Annotated in this window: 22 protein-coding genes and 1 tRNA gene; 17 read left to right on the top strand and 6 right to left on the bottom strand. The window is 59.7% G+C overall.

The annotated features are described in order from the left end of the window. The first annotated feature begins 25 nt into the window (after nucleotides 1-25). On the top strand, nucleotides 26-1069 hold the full coding sequence (gap, locus tag KF841_10250) for a type I glyceraldehyde-3-phosphate dehydrogenase (protein ID MBX3395736.1): 1044 nt from the start codon (nucleotides 26-28) through the stop codon (nucleotides 1067-1069). Between the two features lie 49 nt (nucleotides 1070-1118). On the opposite strand, the gene KF841_10245 is transcribed toward gap, so the two are convergent. Together KF841_10245 and KF841_10240 are read right to left on the bottom strand one after the other, a co-directional pair. Beyond that, the gene (locus KF841_10245; protein ID MBX3395735.1) at nucleotides 1119-3725 is read right to left on the bottom strand and encodes a serine/threonine protein kinase; all 2607 of its coding nucleotides are present in this window, start codon (nucleotides 3723-3725) and stop codon (nucleotides 1119-1121) included. Between the two features lie 3 nt (nucleotides 3726-3728). Further along, entirely contained in the window at nucleotides 3729-4298 is a 570-nt protein-coding gene (locus KF841_10240) for a sigma-70 family RNA polymerase sigma factor (GenBank protein ID MBX3395734.1), read from the bottom strand. Between the two features lie 282 nt (nucleotides 4299-4580). On the opposite strand from KF841_10240, the gene KF841_10235 reads away from it, so the two are divergent. After that, nucleotides 4581-4654 (top strand) — tRNA-Asp (locus KF841_10235). A gap of 89 nt (nucleotides 4655-4743) precedes the next feature. Here KF841_10235 and KF841_10230 read toward each other — a convergent pair. Then, the gene (locus KF841_10230) at nucleotides 4744-5088 is read right to left on the bottom strand and encodes a hypothetical protein (GenBank protein ID MBX3395733.1); all 345 of its coding nucleotides are present in this window, start codon (nucleotides 5086-5088) and stop codon (nucleotides 4744-4746) included. Nucleotides 5089-5270: 182 nt separating this feature from the next. On the opposite strand from KF841_10230, the gene KF841_10225 reads away from it, so the two are divergent. Beyond that, nucleotides 5271-5708, top strand: a complete 438-nt coding sequence (locus KF841_10225) for an ASCH domain-containing protein (GenBank protein ID MBX3395732.1) — start codon at nucleotides 5271-5273, stop codon at nucleotides 5706-5708. Between the two features lie 8 nt (nucleotides 5709-5716). Here KF841_10225 and KF841_10220 read toward each other — a convergent pair whose 3' ends face one another. The 3 genes from KF841_10220 to KF841_10210 form a co-directional block, all read right to left on the bottom strand. Then, the gene (locus KF841_10220; GenBank protein MBX3395731.1) at nucleotides 5717-6421 is read right to left on the bottom strand and encodes a sulfite exporter TauE/SafE family protein; all 705 of its coding nucleotides are present in this window, start codon (nucleotides 6419-6421) and stop codon (nucleotides 5717-5719) included. Between the two features lie 75 nt (nucleotides 6422-6496). Further along, a complete protein-coding gene (locus tag KF841_10215; GenBank protein MBX3395730.1) occupies nucleotides 6497-7372 on the bottom strand; it encodes an HDOD domain-containing protein in 876 nt (291 codons plus the stop codon). Between the two features lie 98 nt (nucleotides 7373-7470). Next, nucleotides 7471-9366, bottom strand: a complete 1896-nt coding sequence (locus KF841_10210) for an N-acetylneuraminate synthase family protein (GenBank protein MBX3395729.1) — start codon at nucleotides 9364-9366, stop codon at nucleotides 7471-7473. Between the two features lie 114 nt (nucleotides 9367-9480). Here KF841_10210 and KF841_10205 point away from each other — a divergent pair, with 114 nt between their 5' ends. From KF841_10205 to KF841_10140, 14 genes are all read left to right on the top strand, one after another. Beyond that, complete coding sequence (locus KF841_10205; protein ID MBX3395728.1) at nucleotides 9481-10596, top strand: cysteine desulfurase; 1116 nt, start codon at nucleotides 9481-9483, stop codon at nucleotides 10594-10596. Between the two features lie 256 nt (nucleotides 10597-10852). After that, a complete protein-coding gene (gene asnB, locus KF841_10200) occupies nucleotides 10853-12787 on the top strand; it encodes an asparagine synthase (glutamine-hydrolyzing) (protein ID MBX3395727.1) in 1935 nt (644 codons plus the stop codon). Next, nucleotides 12781-13866: a hypothetical protein gene (locus KF841_10195; protein ID MBX3395726.1), complete on the top strand. Its 1086-nt coding sequence runs from the start codon at nucleotides 12781-12783 to the stop codon at nucleotides 13864-13866. The genes asnB and KF841_10195 overlap by 7 nt, the downstream gene beginning before the upstream one ends. Nucleotides 13867-13943: 77 nt before the next feature. Beyond that, on the top strand, nucleotides 13944-14723 hold the full coding sequence (locus KF841_10190) for an MBL fold metallo-hydrolase (protein MBX3395725.1): 780 nt from the start codon (nucleotides 13944-13946) through the stop codon (nucleotides 14721-14723). A 122-nt stretch (nucleotides 14724-14845) separates the two neighbouring features. Continuing rightward, nucleotides 14846-16039: an iron-containing alcohol dehydrogenase gene (locus tag KF841_10185; GenBank protein MBX3395724.1), complete on the top strand. Its 1194-nt coding sequence runs from the start codon at nucleotides 14846-14848 to the stop codon at nucleotides 16037-16039. 359 nt (nucleotides 16040-16398) lie between these two features. Further along, nucleotides 16399-17166, top strand: a complete 768-nt coding sequence (locus tag KF841_10180) for a hypothetical protein (protein MBX3395723.1) — start codon at nucleotides 16399-16401, stop codon at nucleotides 17164-17166. Nucleotides 17167-17274: 108 nt separating this feature from the next. Then, nucleotides 17275-18633, top strand: a complete 1359-nt coding sequence (locus KF841_10175; GenBank protein ID MBX3395722.1) for a coproporphyrinogen III oxidase family protein — start codon at nucleotides 17275-17277, stop codon at nucleotides 18631-18633. A 75-nt stretch (nucleotides 18634-18708) separates the two neighbouring features. Continuing rightward, the gene (locus KF841_10170; protein ID MBX3395721.1) at nucleotides 18709-19293 is read left to right on the top strand and encodes a hypothetical protein; all 585 of its coding nucleotides are present in this window, start codon (nucleotides 18709-18711) and stop codon (nucleotides 19291-19293) included. Nucleotides 19294-19412: 119 nt separating this feature from the next. Continuing rightward, nucleotides 19413-20537 (top strand): threonylcarbamoyl-AMP synthase, encoded by a 1125-nt coding sequence (locus KF841_10165; protein ID MBX3395720.1) that lies wholly within the window; start codon nucleotides 19413-19415, stop codon nucleotides 20535-20537. Further along, on the top strand, nucleotides 20534-20986 hold the full coding sequence (gene rpiB / locus KF841_10160) for a ribose 5-phosphate isomerase B (GenBank protein MBX3395719.1): 453 nt from the start codon (nucleotides 20534-20536) through the stop codon (nucleotides 20984-20986). The genes KF841_10165 and rpiB overlap by 4 nt, the downstream gene beginning before the upstream one ends. A gap of 108 nt (nucleotides 20987-21094) precedes the next feature. Further along, the gene (hslU, locus tag KF841_10155) at nucleotides 21095-22444 is read left to right on the top strand and encodes an ATP-dependent protease ATPase subunit HslU (protein ID MBX3395718.1); all 1350 of its coding nucleotides are present in this window, start codon (nucleotides 21095-21097) and stop codon (nucleotides 22442-22444) included. Between the two features lie 111 nt (nucleotides 22445-22555). Further along, a complete protein-coding gene (locus KF841_10150) occupies nucleotides 22556-23512 on the top strand; it encodes an alpha/beta fold hydrolase (GenBank protein MBX3395717.1) in 957 nt (318 codons plus the stop codon). Between the two features lie 15 nt (nucleotides 23513-23527). Further along, nucleotides 23528-24694: a tRNA-dihydrouridine synthase gene (locus KF841_10145; protein MBX3395716.1), complete on the top strand. Its 1167-nt coding sequence runs from the start codon at nucleotides 23528-23530 to the stop codon at nucleotides 24692-24694. Nucleotides 24695-24732: 38 nt separating this feature from the next. Next, on the top strand, nucleotides 24733-25320 hold the full coding sequence (locus tag KF841_10140) for a hypothetical protein (GenBank protein MBX3395715.1): 588 nt from the start codon (nucleotides 24733-24735) through the stop codon (nucleotides 25318-25320). Nucleotides 25321-25345: the final 25 nt, after the last annotated feature.

The following is a 25345-nucleotide window of genomic DNA, read 5'->3' as shown; positions in this document are numbered from 1 at the left end:
CGCCTGGTCAAGGAGGTGACGTAACATGGCGGCTGTGAAAGTGGCGATCAACGGGTTTGGGCGCATCGGTCGGCTCGTCGCGCGAGCAATGGTTGCCCGGAAAGGGCAGTTCGACATCGTCGCGATCAACGACGTCGGTTCAACGCCCAAGGTTCATGCGCACCTCTTGAAGTATGACAGCGTCCATGGCGTCTTCAATGGTGAAATTTCCCACGATGAGAACAGCATCGTCGTCAACGGGGATCGCGTTCGAGTCCTGACCGAGACGAACCCCGCCAATCTGCCCTGGAAGGAACTCGGCGCCACGATTGTCATCGAGGCAACGGGCAAGTTTACGGGGCGGGCGGCTGGCGGAAAGGCCGGTTACGACGACCACATCAAGGCCGGCGCAAAGAAGGTGATTCTGTCGGCGCCCGCGAAGGATCAGATCGATGCGACGGTGGTAATGGGTGTCAATGATGAGACACTTAAGCCGGAGCACACCTTTGTCAGCAACGGAAGCTGCACGACCAACTGTCTTGCCCCGGTCATCAAGGTGCTCGTCGATCACCCGGAAGTCTTCGGGAACAAAATCGAGGGCTTTATGACGACCGTGCATGCGTACACCAACGATCAGCGCATTCTCGACATGGTGCATGGCGACGATCTGCTCCGCGCGCGGGCGGCCGCAACGAACATCATTCCGTCATCGACCGGCGCCGCCAAGGCGATCGGGTTGGTGGTGCCCAGTCCGAACGTAAAACTGGACGGCTTCGCGTTTCGCGTGCCGGTCGCCGACGGCAGTGTCGTGGACCTCACGGTATCGCTGGATAAATCCGTCGATGTGGCGGCAGTCAATGCCGTCTTCAAGAAGGCCTCGGAGAGTCCCCGCCTCAAGGGCATTCTGGAATACTGCGACGAGCCGCGCGTCAGCAGCGACATCATTCGCAACCCGCACAGTTCGATTTTCGATTCGACCCGAACCATGGCCAAGGGCCACATGCTGAAGCTCGTCAGTTGGTACGACAACGAGTGGGGCTTCTCGAACCGCGTCTGCGACCTGGCACTCCGCTTATCGACGATGGCCTAAAGCCAGCCGGTATGCACGCTCCATCGACGGCATCTGTCGTCGATCAAGATCATTCACTTGCGTTCGACCGTTCGGACCATTCGGCGGCTTTTGCGGTATCCCCGCGCGCGTCGTAGAGCTTTGCCAGATTGGCAGCCGCGCCCTGCGCTATGGCGAAAGTGGGGCCGCGCGCCGCGACGATGCCTTCGTATGCCGTGATCAGGATCTGCTCGGCTTCGTCCAGTTTGCCGAGCTGAACGAGACATTCTCCGAGGATCGCGGCGGTGAAGTTCCGGCCATAGTCGTTGGGTGGGGCTGTCGCGAGTCGAATCTCGTACGCCTCTCGCAGGATCGCCTCGGCCTGGTCAGGCTTTCCCAGGCCGTTGAGGGCTCGACCGGCCCCGGTGAGCGCGACTGCGATCAGTGGATGGTTTGACGGCAGGGCATCCCGCCGAATTTGGATCGCCTCATTGAAGAGTTGGAGTGCCTCTTCAAATTGTTGAAGCCGGGTTAGAGCCTGTCCCAGTCCACACAAAGCGTATGCGACGTCGGGATGATTGGGGCCCATTGTCGTCCGGGCGGCCTCAAGCGATTTCCGGAAGTATGGCAGCGATTCATCGAGTCGGCCCTTCGTGTCGAGAAGAGCGGCGAGATTGTTGTAAATCGGCGCGAGCGTCGGGTGGTTTTCGCCGAGCTTGGCGACCCCGACTTCAATGGCTTCTCGCAGGCACCGCTCGGAATTGTCGAAGTCGCGCTGTCGGAAGTAATAGGCTCCCAGGATTCCGATGGTGGCCGCCAGATCCGAATCCTCATTCTCCTGGGGGCAGCCCGTTTTAGGCGCGTTCCGCGCGATTTCGACGGCCGTCGTGAGCATCTGCTCGATGCCATCGAGGCGCCCACGCGACATGCGAATGCCGGCAAGGTTCATGAGCGCCCAGCCAATGTCGGGATGGTCCGGGGGATACAACTGCCGTAGCGTGTTCAGGCTCTCCTCGGTTTCGGCCTCGGCTTCTTCAAGCCGTCCCGTTTTTTCATGAACTACGGCGCGATGGAGCTTGAGCTTGCTATAAACGGCGGGTTCTTCGCTGCGGAAAGTCTCTGCCGTCGCCAGCGCTTTCTCAAATTGATTTGCGGCTTGTTCGTAAAGCCCCATGCTCAGGTAGACCTGGCCGGTAGTTTCGCGAATCGCAACCACGACCTGTGGCTCGGCTGCCAGTGATTTTTCAAGCCACGGGTCAACCGAATCGAGCATTTCTCGCACCGTGCGATCTTCCCCGCGTGCGCTGCGTGTGTCGGCGGACTGAAGCAATCGGAGCATGAAGTTCTTGATTGCCGTCGCCCGACTTTCCTCGATTCGGGCACGCTCAGTCTCCTGCTGGGCCTGCCGCGTCGCTTCTTGCGCGGTATCTCTTTCTGTTCGGGCGATGCCGGCTTGCAATTCGGCACGCCGGTAGAGTTGAGCCAGTGCGATGCTTGCCAGAATCAGGACAACCACGAAGGAAGCGGAGACCGTTGCGAGAAGTTTGTATCGCCGCAGGGTCTTTTGCAGGACATACCAACCACTGTTGCGCTTTGCCTCGATGGGTTCGCCGCGCAGGTGCCGACGGATGTCCGTCGCGAGTTCGGCGGCGGATTGATAGCGGCGGGTTTTGTCCTTCTCCATCGCTTTGAGGACGATCGTGTCGACATCGCCCCTGAACGCACGGCTGAATGAACTGAGTCGCGTGGGCTGCTCATCGCGGATGACGCGCGCAGCCTCGGCAATCGACCGGCTTCCCAAATCGTGCGGCAGTTTTCCGGTCATCAGCAGATAGAGAATGACGCCCAGCGCATAGATATCGCTGCGCGTATCGACTTCGGTCGGGTCGCCGGTAACTTGTTCCGGACTCATATAAGGCAGGGTGCCGATGAGTTGTCCGGCGGTGGTGTGCAGCGTGGTGGTGTAGATGTCGGAGTCTGTGGTGCGGGATACGCCAAAATCAAGAATCCTTGGGTTTCCCAGTTCGTCAACGAGAATATTCTGCGGCTTGAGGTCGCGGTGAATGACGCCCTTCTGGTGCGCGTACTGCACGGCATCACAGACACGGGCCAGAAGATCGAGCCGCTTCTCCACAGCCAAGGCCATATCGTCGGCGTAATGATCCAGCCGCTTGCCTTCAATGTATTCCATCGCGAAGAAGGCGCGGGTGCCGCGGCCGGTGCCTTCGGTGCCTGCTTCGTAGACCTGCGCGATGCCCGGATGAGTAAGCCGGCCAAGTATCTGTGCTTCGTAGTCAAATCGCTTGAGCATTTGCGGTGTCGCAATGCTCTCTCGGATGACCTTCAGGGCGACCGTGCGGCTGGGATTGTCCTGAATCGCGAGATAGACAACGCCGAATCCGCCCTCTCCCAGGACGCGCTGAATGCGATAGCCGCCGATCGACTCGGGGATGGGGCTATCCGCCGGGGCGATTGAGACGCTGCCGCCAAGGCTTGAGAACTGAAGTCCTGCCTTGATCGCAGGGGTTCGAAAGAGGGCATCGGGGTGGTCGTCGTGGTTCAGCAGAGCCTCGACTTCCGATCGCAGCGATCTGTCTTCGCCACAAGCAGCCGAAAGAAAAGCGGTCCGATCGTCCTGCTCCAGCGAGCGCGCGTGATTGAATATCTCATCGATCCGTCGGAATCGATCAGCGTCCACCGCTTACACCCCTTCAGCCAGCTCGCGAGACAGCCATGCGCGTGCCATACGCCAGTCACCTTCGACAGTGCTCCGTGAGATGTTCAACACCTCGGCGACTTCGTCAACGGTCAGGCCGCTGAAGAATCGCAATTCGACGACTTTACTCTTCCGTTCGTCGAATTCTGCAAGCTTCTTTAGCGCCTCGTCGAGGGCGATCGGGTCGAATTCGGGCTGATCGCCGGCCGCAACATTCTCGTCGAGCGCAATTTTCGCACGTCCACCGCCGCGCTTCAGCGCCGCTCGCGCCACTGCATGGTTGACCAGGATCTGACGCATCGCAGTTGCGGCGACGGCGAAGAAATGGGCGCGATCGTTCCACTTGGCCTGAGTCTGATCGATCAGCTTCAAATAGGCCTCGTGAACAAGTGCGGTCGGCTGCAGGGTGTGGTCGCGGCGCTGGCCCCGCAGATACTTGCCGGCCAATGCGCGCAGCTCTTGATAGACGACCGGCAACAGGGCGGACGAGGCGTTCCGGTCGCCCTGTGCCACGGCCGCGATAAGCCGAGTCATTTCTGATGGCGAAGTGCTCATCTAGGTCCCATGGCCGCGCATCCCCGGCGCGTACCGGCAAGCGGGTCGGATGGCGATGGCCGCTCTCCCAATCATTCTACTCGCTCCGATGGTCGGCGGGGAGACGGATGGTCCCATCATGAGGACGAAGAATACGGGCTGCGGTGATCTTGACAGGACGAGGGTGGGCGACTAATTTTCAATCTCTTAGGAGTGTCCGATCGATGGTGTTTCATCCGCCGTCGGTGGGGCATTCGGTGGCGGTCTGCGAAGGCCGGCCGCATGATGATGAAATAGCCGTTTGGGGCTGTAGCTCAATTGGTCAGAGCGCCGGCCTGTCACGCCGGAGGTTGCGGGTTCGAGCCCCGTCAGCCTCGTTTTCCCAAACGCGACATTTCAGGTGGACTCCCTATTGCCCAACAACGGCTCCGTGGTCCACGGCGTTCTTCGGGGTTTTAGGCCGCCGCTAGAACCACTGCGTCAGGACCCCCTCAATCGCGTCCGCTGCGCTGCCTCCCCGTCGATTGTTCACGAATGCGAAGAGCGGTTTCCTCTTCTCAATAGCCTGTTCAATCAGCATCTGAAGCGATGTACGCCCATCGGGATAGGTTTCCTGGGTCCTGTCATACGGCGATAACGCCGTGACGGCCTTTTGATAGGAGCGCCTCGGGAGCCGCAGAAACCGTGCGGCGATTGGGTCGCCCTTCGGTATGCCCGCAATTCTCAACTGTTTCGCTACGAGCGGCGTGCGCGAAAGCATGTCGTGGAGCCCATCGCCGAAGCGTGCCGGCTCGCGCCCGATCGTCCGCATTTTTGGTCCTGTTGGAGTTCGGCTGACCAGTCAGATCGGAGTTGTTCAACTGCCATGAATCACATCGCGCCGTAATGAAACTGGCGGAGATTGCATACTCGATTGACTCGCATGATACTCGGTTGCCGGAACTTCGCGGGATTGCCCGCGGTCTCAACTGCGCTTCGCCACACGGATTCAATATGCGACACCATCTTGTCGTACTGCACAAGCGATATTTGCAGCGGATGGCTACGGGTCGCAAACGCGTTGAATGCCGGTTGTCGTCGATTCGACGCATTCCCTTTCAGGCCGTCGATCCGGGCGACCTGCTCTGGTTCAAGCTGCCGTCAGGACCGATTTGTGGCATCGGTGTGGCTGGAGCGTGCCATTACCACGAACTATCAGAACCGGCAGATCTTCGTCAAATCATCAAACCCTATCGTGACATTATTCAGGCGGAGAGCGATTTTTTCCTCGGCGCGGAAGCGTGGTCGCGCTACTTGAGCCTCATTCAGCTTGAGACATTCCTTGCCATTCAACCCATGAATGTGATGAAGTCCGACCAGCGTTCGTGGGTTGTGCTTGAAGCAGGTCCGCGGCCGATGATGCGGATCAATTCGAAATCAAAATCTGTCTGAGGTGCGGATCAGAGACCGAACTTGATGGCCAGCCCGCAGGAAAGCAGGACAGCGCCAGCCGCCGCATGCCCGAATCGTTCGAACGCCCGCAGTCGGAGGGATTTCACGCCGAGCAGCAGTGCCACGACAATGGCGATCATGGTGGCAATTGTCGTGATGCCGAACAGGAATGTGACCCACCAAACACTTGTGATCTGCCCGGTCGCCGCGGGAAAAATCAGCAGAGGGATAAGAACTTCGCAGGGCCCGAAGACAAAAATGGTGAACAGGATCCACGGCGTCATCGAAGCGTGCCGCGGCATTTCGCTTGCGGAGTCGTGAACCTCTGCGTGTTCCGGCCCGTGATGCGCCTCTACAATCATGCCGCCCCCGATGCTGAGATGCGTGTGCGGACGATTGCGATAGGCCGCGCGCATTCCCCATACAAGATAAACAAGCCCGAACGCGATGAGAGCCCATGCCGCCAGATCGCTGCGAACGCTCTCAACCGCCTCCAGCTTCTCAAGCCCCAAGCCCAGTGCGATCCCGACGATCCCCAGCACGGCCGAGCTGAGCACATGTCCGATCCCGCACAGCATTGTGATGACGAGGGTCCTGGGCAGCGACCAGTGCCAGATGCGCGACATGGCCACAAACGGAAGATAGTGGTCCGGGCCGAGGATTGTGTGCAGAAAGCCGAGCGATATGGCCGTGATGGCGAGCGATTCGGACATGCACGAGAGTATAGCAGTCGTGCGAACCCGACGACACGGCGTCCGTCTTTTTCCGCAGACGCTCGCAAGCCACGCTTAGGAGGCGAAGATATTTTCGACGAGTGCCACCTGCTCGGGCAATTGATCCATCACATTCTGTACGGCCTCAGGCGTCAGTTTCACGACGTCAAGAAATTCCATCGGAATCTCCATGTCTTCGCCGTAGGTGCAGAAGCCCATGCCCAGCCGACTGACGAGGATGTCGGCGATGCAGACCAGTGTGGGGAGTTCGCGCATTGCCGGCGCCAGGACGTGGGGTTTGTGGTGATAACCGATGGTCGTGCAAAGCGGCTGCGGAAACCGCCATTTGCCCGCGAGCGCCGCCCCAAAGGCCTGATGATCCGCGCCGATGACCTGCTGCTCCAGCTCACAGAAGTCGCCGCCGTCGGCATCGAGTTGGGCGATGACTTCGGCGAGTTGCTTCGGGAAAACCTGGCGTTCCACGAGCAGCCCGAGATCGGCGATGATGCCGCCGAGGAAGCTCTCCTCAACAGTCGGGCGGCCTTGTGCGGCCGACAGCATGCGAGCGGCGACGCCGGTGCCGATCGAGTGCTTCCAGACTTCGGATCCGCTGAAGCCTTCGATTGCCGGGCCGCTGTTAAAGAGATGCGTCATGGAGGCGGCGATGGCGATATTCTTCACGGCCGAGAGACCGAGCAGCACGATCGCGCGATCGATGCTCGCAATTTGTCCGGGAAGCCCGTAAAACGCCGAATTGACTACCTTCAATATGCGAGCGGACAACGCCGGATCATTCTTGATGACTTCGTGCAGGTCGCGCGCCGTAGACTTTGGATTTTCGACGATTTGTATGATCTTGACCGTTACTTCCGGCAGCGTCGCGATCTCGCCGACATCCGAAATCGCGGCATCGACCAGTGCCTTCCCCGTTAGTGCATCTGCCTGTGACATGTAACGACCTCAATCTATCGAAGCATGGACGTACGGCCAATCCACCAGGCTGGGCCGCTTCTGACGGCTCATCGGTCCGAAACGCCGCTCGATTCAGCCTATTTCCGCAGAGATCCAACGCCGGTCTCTTCCTGGGCGAGGCTCCGAACTGACGCCCGCGTGATCGGCCCGCCCGCCTCGATTGGCATCGAGGCCTGCCGACCGATAATGGTTTCCCATTCTGAGGCGCAGAGTCCGCGCGACGCCCTCTGAATCGTGAGATTGTCCGGCGTAAACAGATCGCCGGCGCGAATTGTCCGGCTCGCGACTACGCGACCGCGGGCACGTTCCCGGACCTGCAATTCGCGCGGATCCAATGCAGTGCGGCCGTCACCGAGGGCCGCCTCGGCAGTCCGCACCGCCGCGACGTAGTTTCTGAATTGATCTGGGTCGAGAGAGAAGAAATGATCCGGTCCGGTCGCGGTGCGATCGAGCGTGATGTGTTTTTCGAGAACGCACGCCCCGGCATAAACTGCGGCAGCGCCAATGGCGACGTCGTCGACGTGATCGCTGAATCCGACGGGCATGCCGAATCGGGAACTCATTTGGCGGATTCTTGCGAGTCGCGCGCATTGAGGCGGCGTGGGGTATGAAGAGACGCAGTGAAGCAGTATCAACCGATCGCCCGCACCGACATTCTTCAGCCGTGAGATTGCAGACTCGATCTCCGCGTTGTCGCTCGCGCCAGTGGAGAGAATGAGTGGCCTGCCTGTGTCCGCCGCATTGGCAAGCAGCGGGACGTTGATGATGTCGGGCGATGCAATCTTGATCGCGGGTACACCGATTTCGTTGACGATAAATTCCAGTTCCTCGATGCCGAACGGCGTCGCCAGGAAAATCAAGCCGACGCTGCGGGCGTATTCCGCCAGTTGCCTGAAGTTTTCAGGCGTGAGTTCGAGTCGCCGAAGCATTGTGCGCTGATCGGTTGCCCCGGCGTCGTGAATCGTTTGATAGTCGCAGGTCGGCGCATCGGCCGCAACGAGCCGGTCGGCTCGGAAGCATTGAAATTTGACGGCGTCCGCGCCGGCTTCGCGCGCCGCGTCAATCAGTTGTCTGGCTTTGTCGATTGAACCGTCGTGATTCACGCCGGCTTCAGCAATGATGAATGTCCGCTGCATCGGACCGATCAGACGGTCTCCAATCTGAACCACGCGCGTCGCAGGAGCATAGTCACGCGGCGGTGCCGCTGATTCATCAGTCCGGGACAGAATAGCTGATGCCAGCTTCAGGTCATCGGCGGAGTCTACGTCAACGGTCGGTCCGCCGCTCGAAATAACGGCACGCCGATCGATCCCGAAAAACGCATGGGCGTCGTCATTTCGGACTCTAAAGAGCGACGCTCTCGACACCGCGACGACCGCGCCGTCGTGATAATAGAGTGGCTCGAGGTCCTGCCTGCGGTAGATGGAGTTTCGGCGATACTGGACAAGCCGATCGCCTTCAAGACGGTGAATCCAGTCCGGATGCTGCTTTTCGACCGGCGTCACGCTGCGAACGGAATCGCACCCGTGTTGCAGAAGTTTCGAGACCGCACGATCGATAATCTCCGGGGCGCGAACCGGCACGTTCCCGTATAGCAGCACGACGTGCGTGACCGGACGGCGGAATTTCTCGTAAGTCTCAACGGCATGGCGTGCCGCTGAATCGACCGTTGCCGTATCGTTCGCAAGTTCCGCCGGGCGCTCGACGACATAAACACCCATCTCCCGGGCGACGGCCTCGCAATGACTGGAATCCGTGGTGACGCAGACCGCATCAATCGACGTGGCGGCCTTCGCTTCAGCTATCGTGTACGCGATCATCGGCCGGCCGTTGATCGGAAGCGAGTTTTTCGACGGCAGCCCCTTGCTGCCTGCCCGCGCCAGTACGACGGCAAGAACGTGCGTGTCATCTCGTCTTCGGATCGTTTGGTCGTCGTCCCGCGGCTTGGCTGTCAGATCTGCTGCATTCTCCATATAATGCTCATCGGCGTTTCGCGCAATAGGATTGCAATCTTCCGAGATTCGTGTGAATCGATTCGGCCTGCGCGATGGGTATCAGTAATTCGAAACAACACCCGATCTGGAACCATGCTTTACTTCGACTACAACGCCACCACGCCCGTCGATCCGGCCGTCGCCGAAGCCATGATGCCCTACCTGCATGGCGAATTCGGAAACCCGAACAGCGGTCATGCCTTCGGCCGCCGTTCGCGAGAAGCCATTGAAACCGCGCGGGCGCAGGTCGCAGCCCTGATCAGCGCCGACCCGAGTGAGATCGCCTTTACCAGTGGCGGCACCGAAGCGAGCAACTGGGCCATCAAGAGCGCGGCTCAGTTGAGGCAGTCGGCCGGTAGGCACATGGTGACCACATCCGTCGAGCATCCGGCCACCTTGAATCCCATGAAATGGCTCGCGTCGTTCGGCGTTTCCCATACGGAGGTGCCGACTGATGGATACGGTCGCGTCGATCCCGATGAGATTCGCAAGGCAATCCGGCCGGACACCATCCTCGTCAGCGTGATGCACGCCCAGAACGAGGTCGGTACGCTGGAGCCCATCGTCGAAATCGGTCAGATCACCCGCGAGCGTGGTGTCTTGTTCCATGTCGATGCGGCCCAGTCGCTCGGCAAGGTGCCGGTCGACGTTCAAACCATGAACGCCGACTTCCTTTCAATTGCGGGACACAAGCTCTACGGCCCCAAGGGAATCGGCGCGCTCTACATTCGCGGCGGACTGCAACTTGAGCCGTTGATTCATGGCGCCGGCCAGGAGTCCGGACGGCGCGCGGGAACAGAGAATCTCATGATGGCGGTCGGGCTGGGAAAGGCGTGCTCGCTTTCCGCGGAGTATTTACAAAAGGGCGATCACAATCGACATCGAGACTACTTCTGGAGCAGGCTCGCGGAGAGCTTTGGCGAACGCGTCGTGCTGAACGGCCATCCGGTCGAACGCATCCCCAGTACGGTCAGCGTCAGTTTTCCCGGTTGGATCGGCGGCGAGATTCTCTCGCAGCTAGACGGTGTGTGTGCATCGACGGGAGCAGCCTGCCACGCAGGCGATGCAAAGCCGTCGCGCGTGCTGACAGCCATGGGATATTCGCGAGAAAGGGCGGTCGGAACCATTCGATTCAGCGTAGGCCGGCCGACGACTGACTCGGAGATTGACAAGGTGGTCGACATGCTCAAACGAACTTTGGCGAGGTAACGGCCGACAAACTTCTCAGGATAATCGTTCGAATCGGAATCGGGTTGATCCAAGTGCACAGTCGCGGACACCTGGCCTGAATCCAGGTCCGCAAACTCGGATTCGTGGACCGGCCTCAACGCGACATACCGAAACGGACGCGGAATGCGACCGCTTTGAAGAATTTCCGAAACGAGATTAGGTTTCTGGTCGTAGTGAACCCGGCAGCGCCGAGGTTTTGTCGGGCGGTACCGGCGGGGAGGGTGGCGGATCTTACATGTGCGGCATCTGCGGCTATGTTGGTGAACATCGTCCCGAGCTGATCGAGCCGATGTGCCGCGCGATGGAGCATCGTGGACCGGACGATTCCGGATCATGGCACGATACCCAGGCCATGGTCGGTCTCGGCCAACGCAGACTGTCGATTATCGATCTGTCTCCCGCGGGCCATCAGCCCATGTCCAACGAGGACGCCTCGGTATGGATCACCTTCAACGGCGAGATCTACAACTTTCAGGAGATTCGCGAAGGGCTGGTCGCGCGGGGGCATGTGTTTCGCGGACACAGTGATACGGAGGTGCTCGTTCACTTATACGAGGAAGAGGGGCCTGAGTTGGTCCACAGGCTCAACGGAATCTTCGCATTTGCAATCTGGGATTCAAAGGCGCGGCAACTCGTGCTTGCACGGGATCATGTCGGTATCAAACCGTTGTATTACACGCAGCTTGGCCGAGGACTCTTCTTCGCCTCCGAAATCAAGGCGCTGCTTCGGATACCCGGCATCTCTCGCGAACTCAACGCGGACGCCGTGCACGACTATCTCACCTTTCTCTGGGTGCCCGGCGAACGCACGCTGCTCCGCGGCATACAGAAAGTCGAGCCGGGCCATCGCATGATCTGGCGCGACGGCCGGATCGTGGAGAACAAAAGGTGGTTTTTCCTGGCGTATGAACCGGACGACTCCCGCCGCGAGGCGGACTGGGTCGAGGACGTCCGGGAGACATTCCTTCGGACCACGCGCCGGCAAATGGTGTCCGATGTGCCGCTTGGTGCGTTCCTTTCAGGCGGAGCGGACTCGTCCAGCATCGTCGCCTGCATGCGGAAGTCATTTCCGGACAGGGAGATTCGATGCTACACCGCGCGGGTCCCGGTTAAGGACATGGCGCTCGACCAGTTCGAGGATGATTATCCCTTTGCGGTCAAAGTCGCCGACCGGCTCGGCGTGACACTCAAGTCCGTCGATGTGCGTGCCGATATGGTGGCACTCCTGCCGAAGTTGGTCTATCACCTTGACGAGCCGGATGCCGATCCCGCCATCTTCCCTTCGTACCTGATCTCGAAACTGGCTCGCGACGACGGCACCACGGTGCTGCTCTCCGGCACGGGCGGTGACGAAGTCTTCTTCGGTTATCGCAGTCACGTCAGTCAGCGTCTCTATGCCCGGCTCGACCGCATTCCGCGCTGGATATCCGGTCCTGCGTTGGCCTCCGCCGCGGCCCTTGCGTCAGCCATGCTGGGTGCCGGCAAGGCGATCCCCAGGCGACTGCGAAAATTTCGGCGAGCCTTGCTGGAGAGCGGCCTCTCACGCACGCTGGCTTTTGCCGATTGGTCCAGCCCGGAAACCCGGCGATCGCTCTATTCGCCAGCATTCACCGCGCGCCTCGCCACAACCGATCGCCTGTCGTCAGCCATGCAGCGCTACTACGACGATTTTGTCGGCTCGGGTGTGCTGAACCGCCATTCGCACATGCTGATCCAGGGATTTCTCGGGGCACACAACTTTCTCTATACCGACAAGACCAGCATGGCGGCATCCCTCGAAGCCCGCGTGCCTTTCATGGATGTGGAACTCATGCGGCTGGTCGCTCGCATTCCTGAACGCTACAAGCTCCGCGGCGTCGAGACGAAGTCGGTGCTAAAGAAAGCGATGGAACCACTGGTCGGTCGCGATATCCTCTATCGGAGCAAGACCGGCTTTGGCGCCCCGCTTCGCAAATGGATCACTGACGATCTGAGCACCGTGATGAACGACCTGCTCGGCGAGCGGCGAATCCGCGATCGCGGTTTGTTCTCGCCTGAATCGGTGCAGCGTGTCCTCGCGGAGAACGCCGCATCCCGCGCGGATCACGCATACCTGATCTACGCGCTAATCACGCTTGAAATCTGGATGCAGTCATTTATCGATCGGCCCGGCGAGCAGGTGACATGGTGAATCTCAGTTGCGGTCAGGAATCGAGTGCATCAGGACAGCGGATTCAGACCGCGCCGATCGGCCCCGGACGCATCCTGAGCGTCTCGCGCGGCGGAGATGTCTATGTATCGCGCGGGTACAGAATTTATCGATCGACTGACAACGGTCGATCATGGCAGCTCCGCTGCGCGATGCCGCAATCGGCGCTGCGCCGGCTTGCCTCCTGCTCGCGATTGGCTTCGCGTCTGCTCCGTCACGAAGTGAAGGCGATCGGTGTGACAACCGACGACACGATCATCGCTTCGAACCGCGAGTTTGTTTATTACGCCGCGTCGGGTGATCCGGACATGATCCCTGCGCGAATCGAAGACGGCGGTCAAAGACTCGCGCCGCCGATGACGATAACAGTCGGCCCCAACGATCGCGTCCTCTGGGGCGAGTACAATTCCAGAACCGCGCACGGCCTGCCGGTGCGCCTGTTCGTCTCCGATGATCAAGGCCGATCCTATCGAATCGCGCGGGTCTTCGAGGGCGGATCGATTCTCCACCTGCACAATCTTCAGTTCGATGAACGGCTGAGGTGTTACTGGGTGCTCGCCGGCGACCACAATCACGAGCCGGGCATTGGTCGTCTGTCCGAGGACCTGCGCGACTTCGACTGGATTGCAAAGGGCGAGCAGCGCTTTCGGGCGGTGCAGGTTTTCGATTTCGGCGACACCCTGGTCTACGGCACCGACACCGAGCGAGAGAAAAACGCCGTGATCCGTTTCGAAAAGGCCACCGCGCGCGTCGAGCGATTGCAGGAACTCGACGGCAGTTGCATTTACGGCGCGCGGTTCGGCGGCGTGTATGCCCTCTCCACGTCGATCGAGGTGTCGAGCGTCAATCTCAGCCGCGAAGCCGGCCTCTGGATCTCGCGAGACGGCGAAAATTGGACACGCGTCTTCAGTGCGACAAAGGACCGCTGGCATCCGATTTACTTTCAGTTCGGATCGATCGTGCTTCCGCGGGGCGAAACCGAAAGCCAGATCATCTACTTCAGCGGACAAGCTTTGTCCGGCGTCGATGGAATGGCTTTCTCTTGCAGTATTTCGCCGTAGGTCAGGAGGTAAGCGGCACGGCGTTGGCGCAAATCATTCATTACGGCCCACGGAGCCTGTCCCGTATAATCCGGATCATGCCCGATTCATCTGTTCACGTCCTTGTTCTCGGCTCCGGCACATCGCACGGTGTGCCGATGATTGCATGCGACTGTGCAGTCTGCACGTCGTCGGATCCGCGCGACAAGCGAACGCGCCCCAGCGTGATCATCCGATATGGCGAGACCTCCCTGCTCGTCGATACGACGCCGGAATTGCGAATCCAATGTCTCACGCACGCGATTTCCCGCGTCAGTGCCGTGCTCTACACCCACTATCATGTCGATCATGTCACGGGGCTGGACGATCTTCGGCGCTTTAATTGGCTTCAGGGCGGCCCACTGCCGGTGTATGCCGCGAATGACACATTGGTTCGCATTCGGCAGATGTTCCCCTACGTGTTCGATCCGGAGAATGCTTACCCATCAGCCGTTCCCAATCTCCGCACGCACGAGATTGGCGGCCCGTTTGAAATCGGCGGCAGGACCATCACGCCGATTCCGCTCATGCACGGCAAACTGCCCGTTTTGGGATTTCGCGTCGGCAATTTTGCATATTGCACAGATGTGAACTACATCCCGCCGGATTCGTGGCCGTTGCTTCGAGGTTTGGACGTTCTCATCCTCGACGCCTTGCGAAAGCGCGAGCATCCGACACATTTCAACTTGACTCAGGCGGTTTCGCATGCCCGTCAGATCGGCGCGAGGCGTACAGTTTTCACACACATCGCCCACGAACTGGGGCATGCGGAAACCAATGCCGGTCTGCCGGCTGGCATGGAACTGGCTTATGATGGAATGACGCTTGAGTCCACCTAGCTTGAAATCAGGAGCGTATCCGGATCGCCGGAGAATCCCGCCTGCTGGACAGAAAGATACCTATATGCCGCACGTTATCAGTTTTGCCGCCCATCGTGAGTCAGCTTCCTTCGGACGCCTCCATGCGCTTTGACCTCATCGAATCCTATTCCGCCCTTCGACATTCTCCTGTTCGCATCGTCTTTGGCGAAGGAAGCTTGCGCAAACTCGGGTCGTTGGCTGTCGAGGAGGGTGCAACACGCGTCCTGCTTGTTACCGATCCGGGAATTGTTCGAGCCGGTCATGCCGAGCGCGCGACCCAGTCGCTGCGTGATGCGGGTGTCGAGGTCACTGCGTTTGACGGCGCCCGCGAAAACCCAACAACCCATGAAGTCGAATCGGGTGTCCGGATTGCTCGCGATCTGGGCGTGGATTTTCTGGTCGGCTTGGGCGGCGGCAGCAGCATGGACTGCGCCAAAGGCATCAACTTCATTCTGACCAACGGCGGGGTAATGCATGATTATTGGGGAATCGGGAAGGCATCGAAGCCGATGCTGCCATCGATCTGTGTTCCGACGACGGCAGGGACCGGAAGCGAGGCACAGTCCTTTGCGCTGATCACTGACCCCAATTCGCATCAGAAAATGGCCTGCGGCGATCGGAAAGCGCTGCCTCGTGTTGCCATTCTGGATCCCGAGCTGATTGCGACGGTGCCGCGCGCCGTCGCCGCGGCAACAGGCATCGACGCCGTGGCACACGCGATTGAAACCGCTGCCTGCAACAAACGCACCCCGGCCTCGCGCGAGCTTTCACGCACAGCCTGGCGGCTGCTGAATCCGGCATTCGAATCGGCGATCACGGGGGCGGCTACGGAATCGCACGGCCGGAACCCGGCACACGTCGAATCGGAGTTGTCCGTTTCCTCCGCCATGCTGCTCGGCGCGCATTGTGCGGGCGCGGCGATCGAAGCATCCATGCTCGGCGCGGCGCATGCTTGTGCCAATCCGCTGACATCCATGTATGGCGCCACACACGGAATTGCCGTCGGCCTGATGCTGCCACATGTCATTCGTTTTAATGCGGTCGGCGCATCTGACCCATACTCAGACCTGTGCGGCGATGGACCCCTCGGGGTCAGAAACGCCGAAGAGCTTGCCTGCCGGGTCGAGGTGATGCTCCAAACGGCTGGCCTGCCGCGCCGCTTAAGTGACATCGGCGTGACGCTCGACGCGATTCCTGATCTGGCGGACATGGCCCTTCTTCAGTGGACCGCACGATTCAATCCGAGAGATTTGACGGTTGAGTCGCTGCGGGAGATCTATCTCGCGGCGCTCTGAACAACCTGCAAAAAGGATGCTGGGCTTCCGGTCAATTATGCGGGACCGCCTCCCGCGATCGTGAGAAACCGAGATCATCTCCCCCCGAATTCATGTCGGCCCATAGCCGAATCATTGCACGTCAGTTGCCGCCAGTTGGACAAGTTTGAACGAAATGTCTGCGTCATGCGGGTTCGCGCTCTCCGGTGCCGGGCCACCGGAGAGCGGTGAACTCCCAACTCAACAGAAAATTCGGGATTCGTGCAATGTCCGGTAGTAGCGGATGACATTGCTACGGAAATGGCCGCGCACAGAGTCGTCCACTTGGAGGTGATCGAGGCCTTCGAGAGCGCGCGGCAAAACACGAGAGGGAGCAGACAATGACACCCGATTCGAAATTGTCCGGGATTGTGATAGGGTTCGTTCTGATTTGCGGCGCCGATTTCGCCTTCGCCAACCGCGCCGGAGCGCTGCCGTTCCGAAATGGAGGCACCGCGAGCAACGGCAATAACTGCTCCGCCTGCCATGCCGGAAGTCTCGGTCACTCGACCGGCAGCGTCCAGATTCTTGATGCGCCAGTCATGTACAACTTCAATCGGGTCTACGACATCACCATCATGGTGACGGATACCGTTCAGGCGGGGGCGGGTTTCGAGTTCAGTGCTGAAAGTCCGCTCGGCGCGTTTCTTGGCACGCCCATTGTTTCCGATGCTGTAAACACGCGACATTCGTCAGGCACGGGTGGGACAAACTTTATCACGCACACCGCCACCGGCGTCGGCAATGCTGTGGCGAACTGGGCCAGTCTGGGCAATACCGCATTTTACCACGTTCAGTGGCGCGCTCCGGACAGCGATATGGGCCAGGTCAATTTCTTTGCAGCCGGCAACGCGATTAACAACAACTTTGCCAACTCCCTCGACAGGGTATATCTCACCAGTGTCAGCACCATGCCCGCGACCTGCGACAAGGCAGACCTCACCGGCGACTCCGCGATCGACGGCCAGGACCTCGCGTTGTTCGTGGCGACCTGGCTTGATCCCGATAATGCGACGCCCCGGGAGTTTTGCGCCGGCGACATGAACGACGACGGCATGATCGATGATCTGGACGCGGCGGCCCTTGTCGAGGAATTGTTAAGCCAGTAAGCGAGCCTCCATCACCCACGATTTTTCCGCCAAAGGCACGCGATGTCTCCGGATTGATCACCCCGAATTTGAATCCATCGCCTGATCGGACTACGATGTCTTTCAGCGATGTTGGAACTTCCTCAAATCACGGCCCCCGGCGAAAAGCCTGAAACCGATATTGGCAGTTACTTTGTCGCCAATTACCCGCCGTTTTCCGTCTGGTCGCGCGACCACCTGCCGGCCGCGTTGAGCGCGCTGAATGCGGTTCCCACCCGACCGGTCGGCGAGCCGCACGATAGGGCGCCGGCGCCGCTCGGCCTGTATCTGCACATCCCATTCTGCCGCAAACGCTGCAAGTTCTGCTATTTCCGCGTGTACACCGACAAGAACGCGAGCGAGGTGGATGTCTATTGCGACGCGCTCGCCCACGAAATTGAGTTGTACTCACGGATGCCCGCGCTGGACGGCCGTCAGTTTGAATTCGTATATTTCGGTGGCGGGACGCCCTCATTTCTCAGCGAAAAGCAACTGCTCAAACTGGTCGAGAGAATCAACCGGCATTGGCGGTGGGACGCGGCACGCGAGGTCACCTTCGAGTGCGAACCGGGCACATTGAAAAAACACAAGCTCGAAGCCATTAGACAGATCGGCGTCACGCGCCTTTCGCTCGGTGTCGAGCACTTCGACGACCAGTTGCTGGAACAGAACGGCCGAGCGCATCAATCGGCCGAGATTTTTCAGGCATACGAATGGGCGCGAGAAGTCGGCTTCCCGCAGATTAATATCGACCTCATCGCCGGAATGGTGGGTGAGACGGATGCGAAGTGGGAATCGGCCGTTGAAAAGGCGCTGGCGATGCAGCCGGATAGCCTCACCATCTATCAGATGGAGATGCCGCACAACACGGTCTTATCGCGTGAGAGCAAGTCTTCCGGTGATCCGGTGCCGATTGCCGGCTGGCCCACAAAGCGAGCCTGGGTTGATCATGCGTTTCGCAGGTTTGAATCGGCCGGCTATGCGATTTCCAGCGCATACACGCTGGTGAAACCCAGTGAGCGCAGCAGTTTTGTTTATCGCGACTCGCTCTGGCACGGAGCCGACATGATTGGAACCGGCGTGGCTTCGTTCTCGCATTTTGCCGGCGTCCATTTCCAGAACGTGGACACATGGGACGAGTATGTCGCGAAGTGTGCGGCCCGAGAGTTGCCGATCAATCGCGCATTTCCGATGACCCCAAGGCAGAGATTGACGCGCGAGCTGATTTTGCAGTTAAAGACGGGCCGACTCGATGACGCCTACTTTCGCGAAAAATTCGGCGAGTCGATCACCGATCAGTTCTTGGAGGCATTTGGCGCGTTGGTGGCCGATGGCTATGCCAGGATCGATGGCGACTGCATCACGCTCACACGGGCCGGCCTGCTGGTCGTCGATCCGCTCTTGCCGCGATTTTTCGAAGACCAGTTCCGGAATGTAAGGTATACATAGCGAACCCCGCCGAGGGCGGATGTCCTTGGCCGATCATCGGATAGCCTGACGCTGCAATCCATTTCAAGAGCTTACATGCACGAGTCGCACGCGGACATGCCAAACCTCGAATCAATCAGTGATCCGCGCGTGGCCGTTGATCATCTCGCCGGTGATTTCTTCGGTTTGCGTCTGGCAGCCGAAGCCGAGATTCTCACACCGAGCGAGGTGCCGCCGCCGTTTGATTCTCTTCTGGTTCATGAATTGCACATGACGACCGTGCTCGAAAAATTCCACGGTCAATCACTCCGACTGGAAGTAGTCGAAGATCGGCTGATTGGCTCCGTGTACGCACGGAAAATCCTGCTCTCATTGGCGAATTCCGGTTTCGTCGTCGAAGTGGGGGCCGTGCGGATTCACCTTCAGCATACCGCCGACGCGGTTCGTGAGGCCATACTCCGGCGGGAGCGGCCGCTTGGCGAGATTCTTATTTCCCATCGGGTGCTGCGTCGCATTGAACCGAAGTGGTTTATGCGTTTTCAGGGAACATCACCGATCGTCGCGGCGTTTGATCGACCAAACGTCGCTCCGGTTTATGGCCGCGTCGGGTTGATCCACTGTGATGGTGAACCGGCGATCGAATTGCTCGAAGTGGTCAGCGGCGAATGCACCGGCGCGTGACGGCGTCGCACTGCCGTTCGCCCGTTCCGAACAGCCGGACTGACCCTGCCCACCCTTGACAATCATTCTTGACACTCCGCGACGTTCGATTCATAATTTCAGCGGAGCAAAGCGGTTAAATGACGGCCCAACTCATTTCGATCAGCCCCGATGCGACCGACGCCCCGGAAATTCTTGCCGTGGCGAAGGCCCTCGCGGAAGGGGCCATCGTTGCATTTCCGACTGAAACCGTATATGGCCTCGCGGCCAATGCCGCCAGCGGGGCAGCCGTGAATCGGCTTCGCGACGTGAAGGGACGCGCCGCGACACAGCCGTTTACGGTTCACATTGGCCGGATTGACGAATGCGAGCCTTTCGTGCCAACCCTGTCCAACATCGGACGCCGATTCATCAAAAAGGGCTGGCCCGGGCCGCTCACGCTCATTTTCAAAGTGGATCCATCGGAGGACGTTCCTATTCGGCCGCGGCTGAGTTCCGAGGGCTTCGATGCGATATACTCTCGCGGGAGCGTTGGAGTGCGATGTCCGGATCATGTCGCCTGCGCATCTTTTCTAACAAGCGCGCGGGTTCCGGTGATTGCCTCAAGCGCCAATCGCGCGGGTCAGGCCGCGCCGGTCGAGGCGGCCGAGATCCTTTCGTCCATTGGCGACGAGATCGACTTTGTGATCGACAGCGGCCCGACGAGATATCGCAAAGGCTCCACGATTGTTGAATTGAACGGAGACGGCTACTCCATCATTCGCGAGGGCGTCTGGGACGAGCGGACCATCCGCAGGCTTGCCGCGGTCAACATCCTGTTCGTCTGCACCGGCAACACCTGCCGCTCGCCCATCGCGGAGGGATTGTTTCGAAATATGCTGGCTCGGAAGATAGGCTGCGATGAGTCCGAGCTTCCTGCACGCGGCGTGAACGTGATGTCGGCCGGCGCGGCATCCTACGGCGGCGGTCGCGCCTCCGAATATTCAATTGAGGTCTGTCGCCGGCGCGGCGTGGATATCTCCGGTCATGTATCGCGCGGGTTGTCGAGTGAACTGGTTCAGGCCGCCGACTACATTTTCGGCATGACCCGCAGCCATGTTGACGCGATTTCCGCGTTCCCCCTTCGGCCGTCAACAGTCGTCGCGCCGATCGCGATTGACACGGAAATCAACGACCCGGTCGGCGGTCCGCTGGAAGAATATGAGGAGACCGCCCGGGCGATTGAACTCGCGCTGCGGAAGCGGCTGCATGAGGTGACAGTATGAAAATCGCGTTAGGTGCCGATCATCGCGGCTATGAGGCCAAGTCCCGGGTGAAGGCGCTGCTCGAGGAGATGGGTCAGCAGGCACAGGATTTCGGGACCGATTCGTCCAGGTCGATGGATTATCCCGATCCTGCGTACGCGGCGTCACGCGCCGTTCAAAACGGTGATTGCGACATGGGTATTCTCTTCTGCGGCACCGGCATCGGCATGTCGATCACGGCGAACAAGCTGCACGGCATCCGGGCCGCGCTGTGCCATGATGAGCTTACCGCGGAGATGGCGCGGCGCCACAATAACGCCAACGTCCTCTGCCTGCCGGCCGATCTCATTGGCGATGCGCTCATGCGGCGCATCGTCGAAGTGTGGCTGAATACGCAATTCGAAGGCGGCCGCCACGAGCGACGAATCGACAAGATCCGCGAGATCGAAGACAAGCAGTGCAAGCCCTGAGTCACCGCGCCATGCCGGCGCTGATCGAAAACGAAGGGGGAACGCGGCGCCGCGCGAGATCGTCAGCCATCAAGCGGCCCGCGAACACTTGGATAAGGTGAATTTCGAATGAAGGAACTCACGCCTCGGCGCGTCGTCGAGGAACTGGACAAGTACATCATCGGCCAGGCCGAAGCGAAGCGGGCCGTTGCGATTGCAATTCGAAATCGCTGGCGGCGGCTTCAGTTGCCGGACACGATGCGCGAGGAGATCGGCCCTAAGAACATCCTCATGATCGGCCCCACCGGCGTAGGCAAGACCGAAATTGCCCGCCGCCTTGCCATGCTGGTAAACGCGCCCTTTCTGAAGATTGAAGCGACCAAATTCACGGAAGTCGGCTATATGGGCCGCGATGTGGATTCGATGGTCCGCGACCTCGTCGAAATCTCCATCGGAATGGTCAAGAAAGAGCAGACCGAGGTCGTCCGCGAATCAGCGGAACGACTGACCGAGGAGCGCATCCTCGATGAACTGCTTCCGCGACCATCCTCTGAACTATCCGGCCACGTGGTCGATGAGGGTGCCGAAAGCAGTCGCCGTCGGTCACGCGAGAAACTGCGCGAACAGCTTCGCGCCGGCGATTTTGAAGACCGGCTGATCGAACTTCAGGTCGAACAGAAGCAGATGCCGGTTGGCATGCTGGCGACAACCATCGGCGGCGCCGAACAACTCGGTCCGGAGATTCAGGATCTCATGGATCGGCTGATGCCCACGCGCCAGAAAAATCGAAAGGTCACGGTCCGCGAGGCTCGCAGGATCATCTTCGACGACGAATGCGAAAAATTGATCGACCGCGAGAAGACCATCGAGTTGGCCGTTCGTCGCGCCGAAGAGTCCGGCATCATCTTTCTGGATGAGATGGACAAGCTTTGCTCCCAGGGAAGCGGTCACGGTCCGGATGTCAGCCGCCAGGGCGTGCAGCGCGACCTGCTTCCGATCATCGAGGGCGCGACGATCTCGACGCGCTACGGCCCCGTTCGAACAGATCACGTCCTGTTCATTGCCGCCGGCGCGTTTCATCTTTCAAAGCCGAGCGACCTGATGCCGGAGTTGCAGGGTCGATTGCCGATTCGAGTGGAACTGGATGACCTCACGAAAGAGGATTTCGTGCGCATCCTTTCCGAGCCTCGGAACGCGCTGACCAAGCAGCAGGTCGCCCTGTTGGCGACCGAGGGGCTCGCGGTCGAATTCACTGCCGACGGGATCGACGAGATGGCTTCGATCGCTGCTGATGTCAACAAACGCACCGAGAATATCGGCGCCCGCCGGCTTCAGACCATCATGGAAAAAGTCGTGGAAAAGATGTCCTTTGATGCGCCGGAGATGAGCGGCCGGGACGTCACTATTGACGGCGGATACGTGCGTGATCGGCTCGGCGAAATCGCGCGGGACGTCGATTTAAGCAAATTTATCCTCTAGCTTCGTCATGTGCATGCTGAAAACAAAGCGAACTCCCGGTATGCAGTCCGGAGCGCTGAGCAATACAGTGGTCTTGGGGAGCCGGATGGCTCTGTTCGGGGAGTATTCATCATGAAACGATTTCAAAGTGGGTTCGTGTTTGGCATGGTCGCGATCGTGGGGGTGTTCGGCGCGGTCGGCGGAGCCGTGGGACAGGATAAACCGACGATGGAAATCGGTAAGTCAAAGCGCCCGCCGCCCGATTTCAGTGACCGCAAGGTGACCTTCAACACGCCCGACGGCATCACGATCGAGGCGGATTTCTATCCTGTCAAGGTCGAGGTTCCGAAGCGCACGCCCGCCGTGGTCCTGATACACATGTATCCGAAGAATCGCTCGAGCTGGAAGGAATTCGTCCCGGATCTGCGAGCAAAGGGGATCGCGGTGCTGGCATATGACATTCGCGGCACCGGCGGCAGTACCAAGCCGGAGTCCATGAATCTCACCGAGCAATACAAAGCGCGATCCACCGCGCTGTTCCAGCTCGCGACGCTTGACGCGGTCGCGGCCTTCGACTTCCTTCGCCAGCAGGAGTACATCGATACTTCGCGGGTTGCGCTCATCGGTGCGAGTGTCGGCTGCACCATATCGCTTGATTTTGCAAATCAAACGAGCGATGCAAAGGCCATCGTCTGCCTCTCGCCCGGCGTGAATTATTTTGACCTGGATTCGCTTGCGACGATCAAGACCGCCGCGTCCTATCTGCCGATTCTGCTGATCTCCCCCGAGGCGGAGTACGATGCGGTCGAGAAACTGGCCGAGGTCGGTGGCGCCAGGGTCGAGACCGAGAAGTACCCGGGCGGCAAGGAATATCACGGCACAAACATGCTTTCCTCGCCGTTTGGTGACAAGGTGCGGGAGCGAATTCTGGCGTTCCTCGTCAAGAATCTGGAGATCAAAGACGAGAAAAAGTCGGACGATGACAAGAAAAAGAAGGTGACAAGCGACGACGACTCGAAGGGAGAGAAGGACAAAAAGAAAAAGTCGAAGAAGTCCGGCAAGAAGAAAAGCAATGAATCGACCAAGTAACGCAACGGGATTTTGATGTCGAATCCATGTCAGAGTATCCCGGCGATTCCGCCGGGCGTTGACGTCTGTCGCCGGGCGCCGGTGCCTGTCGGCCGGTGCGCGGTTGGGGCGCCTGCCGCGCTGGCCATCGGTCCGATCTCGCTGGACGCACCGTTCGCGCAAGCGGCGCTCTCCGGTTACAGCGATGTCGCGATGCGCGTGCTAGCTCGCGAGTACGGCTGCCCGTATTCGCTGAACGAAGTCGTGCTCGATCGGCTGGTCGGGCAGGGCGGCAAGCGAATGAAGCGCATGCTGTCGATTGATCCCGCGGAGCATCCCGTCGGCGGCCAACTGATGGGAAGCGAGCCGTCACAATTCGCGGAAGCGGCCGATGACATGGTCGGGATGGGGTACGACGCCATCGACATCAACTTCGGGTGTCCGGTGAAGAAAGTGCTTGGCCGATGCCGTGGTGGTTTTCTGCTGTCGGATCCGCCCGTCGCCATTTCGATCGTCCGCGCCGTGTTCGATGCGGTTTCCGGGCGCGTGCCCGTGACGCTGAAAATGCGCCGCGGCCTGGATGATTCCATCGAAAGCGAGCGCAATTTTTTCAAAATTCTTGACGCCGCATTTGAAATCGGCTGTTCCGCTGTGACGGTTCACGGCCGAACCGTCAAGCAGCGTTATGTCGGTCCGAGCCGCTGGGAGTTTCTCGCACGTGTCAAGCGACACGTGGGTGATCGCGTCATCATCGGCAGCGGCGACCTTTTCACGGCGAGGGACTGCGTGCGCATGCTGAACGAAACCGGCATCGACGGGGTGTCAATCGCGCGGGGAGCCATCGGCAATCCGTTCATCTTCGGCGAAATTCGAGCGCTGCTGGCCGGACGGGAACTGCCAGGGCCGCCCAGCATCTCAGCCCAGCGAGCGGCGATCGAGCGTCACGTGCATTTGCTCGCGGCGCACCACGGCGAGCCCGCTTCGGTTCTTCAATTTCGCAAATTCGGCGTGCGTTACAGCGAGTTGCATCCGTTGAATCTGGATGTCAAGTCGGCATTCCTGCGCGTGAGGTCGCCGGGCGATTTCCACGCGATGCTGGACCAATGGTACGGCGATGAATCGCAGTATCCGCCGGTTGAGCGGCGAGACAGACCGGAAGCGCTCATCGCCGCCGGCGCGGCGTGGAACTGCGGGGCCGAATAGGCTCAACACGTGACGTCGCCTCATTCGAGCGAAGGGTCATGGATTTCCTCAGCCGAGTCCTGTTCGAGAGTCCACTTTGGCTGGGGCTTTTCTGCTTTGCGGCATTTGCAATAGTGCTCTTCATGCGCAAGCGAATGGAGTCTGCCCGGGCGAAGCGGCGTGCCATTCCGATGACGCTTGCCGGCACGGCCGTCCTGTTTCTTGTGCAAATGCTCGTGACGACCGATCGTGAGCGGATCATTGAGCAAATGGACGCTTTCGTCGCGTCGATCATCCGTGAAGACTCCGTCGATGCCGGCGTGCGCATCAGTCCGAACTACCAGAGTGAGGGAGTTGGTCGCGATGAATTCGTCGCAAGCCTCGCGGACTGGTTCGATCTGATCGATATTCGCGATCCGAGGTTTACGCAGCGGACGGTGCGCGTGGAAGGGGATGCCGCAATAATGACGCTGGGCGGGGCCGCAACCGTGAGTGTCCGCAAGGAGATCGGGGCGACTCACTTCGCCGTGTGGCGCATTGAATGGCGGCGTGAGAACAGTGTCTGGAAAATCACCCGGATTCAGCCTGTTTCGGTCGATATGATCCCGGTGTCGAGTCTGCGTGAGCTGCGAAGCTTGGCAAGGTAAAAGGCAACCGGCATGCGTTCGCTCG

It is taken from the genome of Phycisphaerae bacterium, assembly GCA_019636475.1.
In the GTDB taxonomy this organism is placed as follows: Bacteria; Planctomycetota; Phycisphaerae; order UBA1845; family UTPLA1; genus JADJRI01.
This window is presented reverse-complemented; position numbering and strand designations above follow the sequence as displayed.

What these genes read in the sequence shown, in the direction of transcription:
- gap (MBX3395736.1), top strand. Translation starts at nt 26, where the DNA reads ATGGCGGCTGTGAAAGTGGCGATCAACGGGTTTGGGCGCATCGGTCGG.
- KF841_10240 (MBX3395734.1), bottom strand. Translation starts at nt 4,298, where the DNA reads ATGAGCACTTCGCCATCAGAAATGACTCGGCTTATCGCGGCCGTGGCA.
- KF841_10230 (MBX3395733.1), bottom strand. Translation starts at nt 5,088, where the DNA reads ATGCGGACGATCGGGCGCGAGCCGGCACGCTTCGGCGATGGGCTCCAC.
- KF841_10225 (MBX3395732.1), top strand. Translation starts at nt 5,271, where the DNA reads ATGCGACACCATCTTGTCGTACTGCACAAGCGATATTTGCAGCGGATG.
- KF841_10220 (MBX3395731.1), bottom strand. Translation starts at nt 6,421, where the DNA reads ATGTCCGAATCGCTCGCCATCACGGCCATATCGCTCGGCTTTCTGCAC.
- KF841_10215 (MBX3395730.1), bottom strand. Translation starts at nt 7,372, where the DNA reads ATGTCACAGGCAGATGCACTAACGGGGAAGGCACTGGTCGATGCCGCG.
- KF841_10210 (MBX3395729.1), bottom strand. Translation starts at nt 9,366, where the DNA reads ATGGAGAATGCAGCAGATCTGACAGCCAAGCCGCGGGACGACGACCAA.
- KF841_10205 (MBX3395728.1), top strand. Translation starts at nt 9,481, where the DNA reads ATGCTTTACTTCGACTACAACGCCACCACGCCCGTCGATCCGGCCGTC.
- asnB (MBX3395727.1), top strand. Translation starts at nt 10,853, where the DNA reads ATGTGCGGCATCTGCGGCTATGTTGGTGAACATCGTCCCGAGCTGATC.
- KF841_10195 (MBX3395726.1), top strand. Translation starts at nt 12,781, where the DNA reads ATGGTGAATCTCAGTTGCGGTCAGGAATCGAGTGCATCAGGACAGCGG.
- KF841_10190 (MBX3395725.1), top strand. Translation starts at nt 13,944, where the DNA reads ATGCCCGATTCATCTGTTCACGTCCTTGTTCTCGGCTCCGGCACATCG.
- KF841_10185 (MBX3395724.1), top strand. Translation starts at nt 14,846, where the DNA reads ATGCGCTTTGACCTCATCGAATCCTATTCCGCCCTTCGACATTCTCCT.
- KF841_10180 (MBX3395723.1), top strand. Translation starts at nt 16,399, where the DNA reads ATGACACCCGATTCGAAATTGTCCGGGATTGTGATAGGGTTCGTTCTG.
- KF841_10175 (MBX3395722.1), top strand. Translation starts at nt 17,275, where the DNA reads ATGTTGGAACTTCCTCAAATCACGGCCCCCGGCGAAAAGCCTGAAACC.
- KF841_10170 (MBX3395721.1), top strand. Translation starts at nt 18,709, where the DNA reads ATGCACGAGTCGCACGCGGACATGCCAAACCTCGAATCAATCAGTGAT.
- KF841_10165 (MBX3395720.1), top strand. Translation starts at nt 19,413, where the DNA reads ATGACGGCCCAACTCATTTCGATCAGCCCCGATGCGACCGACGCCCCG.
- rpiB (MBX3395719.1), top strand. Translation starts at nt 20,534, where the DNA reads ATGAAAATCGCGTTAGGTGCCGATCATCGCGGCTATGAGGCCAAGTCC.
- hslU (MBX3395718.1), top strand. Translation starts at nt 21,095, where the DNA reads ATGAAGGAACTCACGCCTCGGCGCGTCGTCGAGGAACTGGACAAGTAC.
- KF841_10150 (MBX3395717.1), top strand. Translation starts at nt 22,556, where the DNA reads ATGAAACGATTTCAAAGTGGGTTCGTGTTTGGCATGGTCGCGATCGTG.
- KF841_10145 (MBX3395716.1), top strand. Translation starts at nt 23,528, where the DNA reads ATGTCGAATCCATGTCAGAGTATCCCGGCGATTCCGCCGGGCGTTGAC.
- KF841_10140 (MBX3395715.1), top strand. Translation starts at nt 24,733, where the DNA reads ATGGATTTCCTCAGCCGAGTCCTGTTCGAGAGTCCACTTTGGCTGGGG.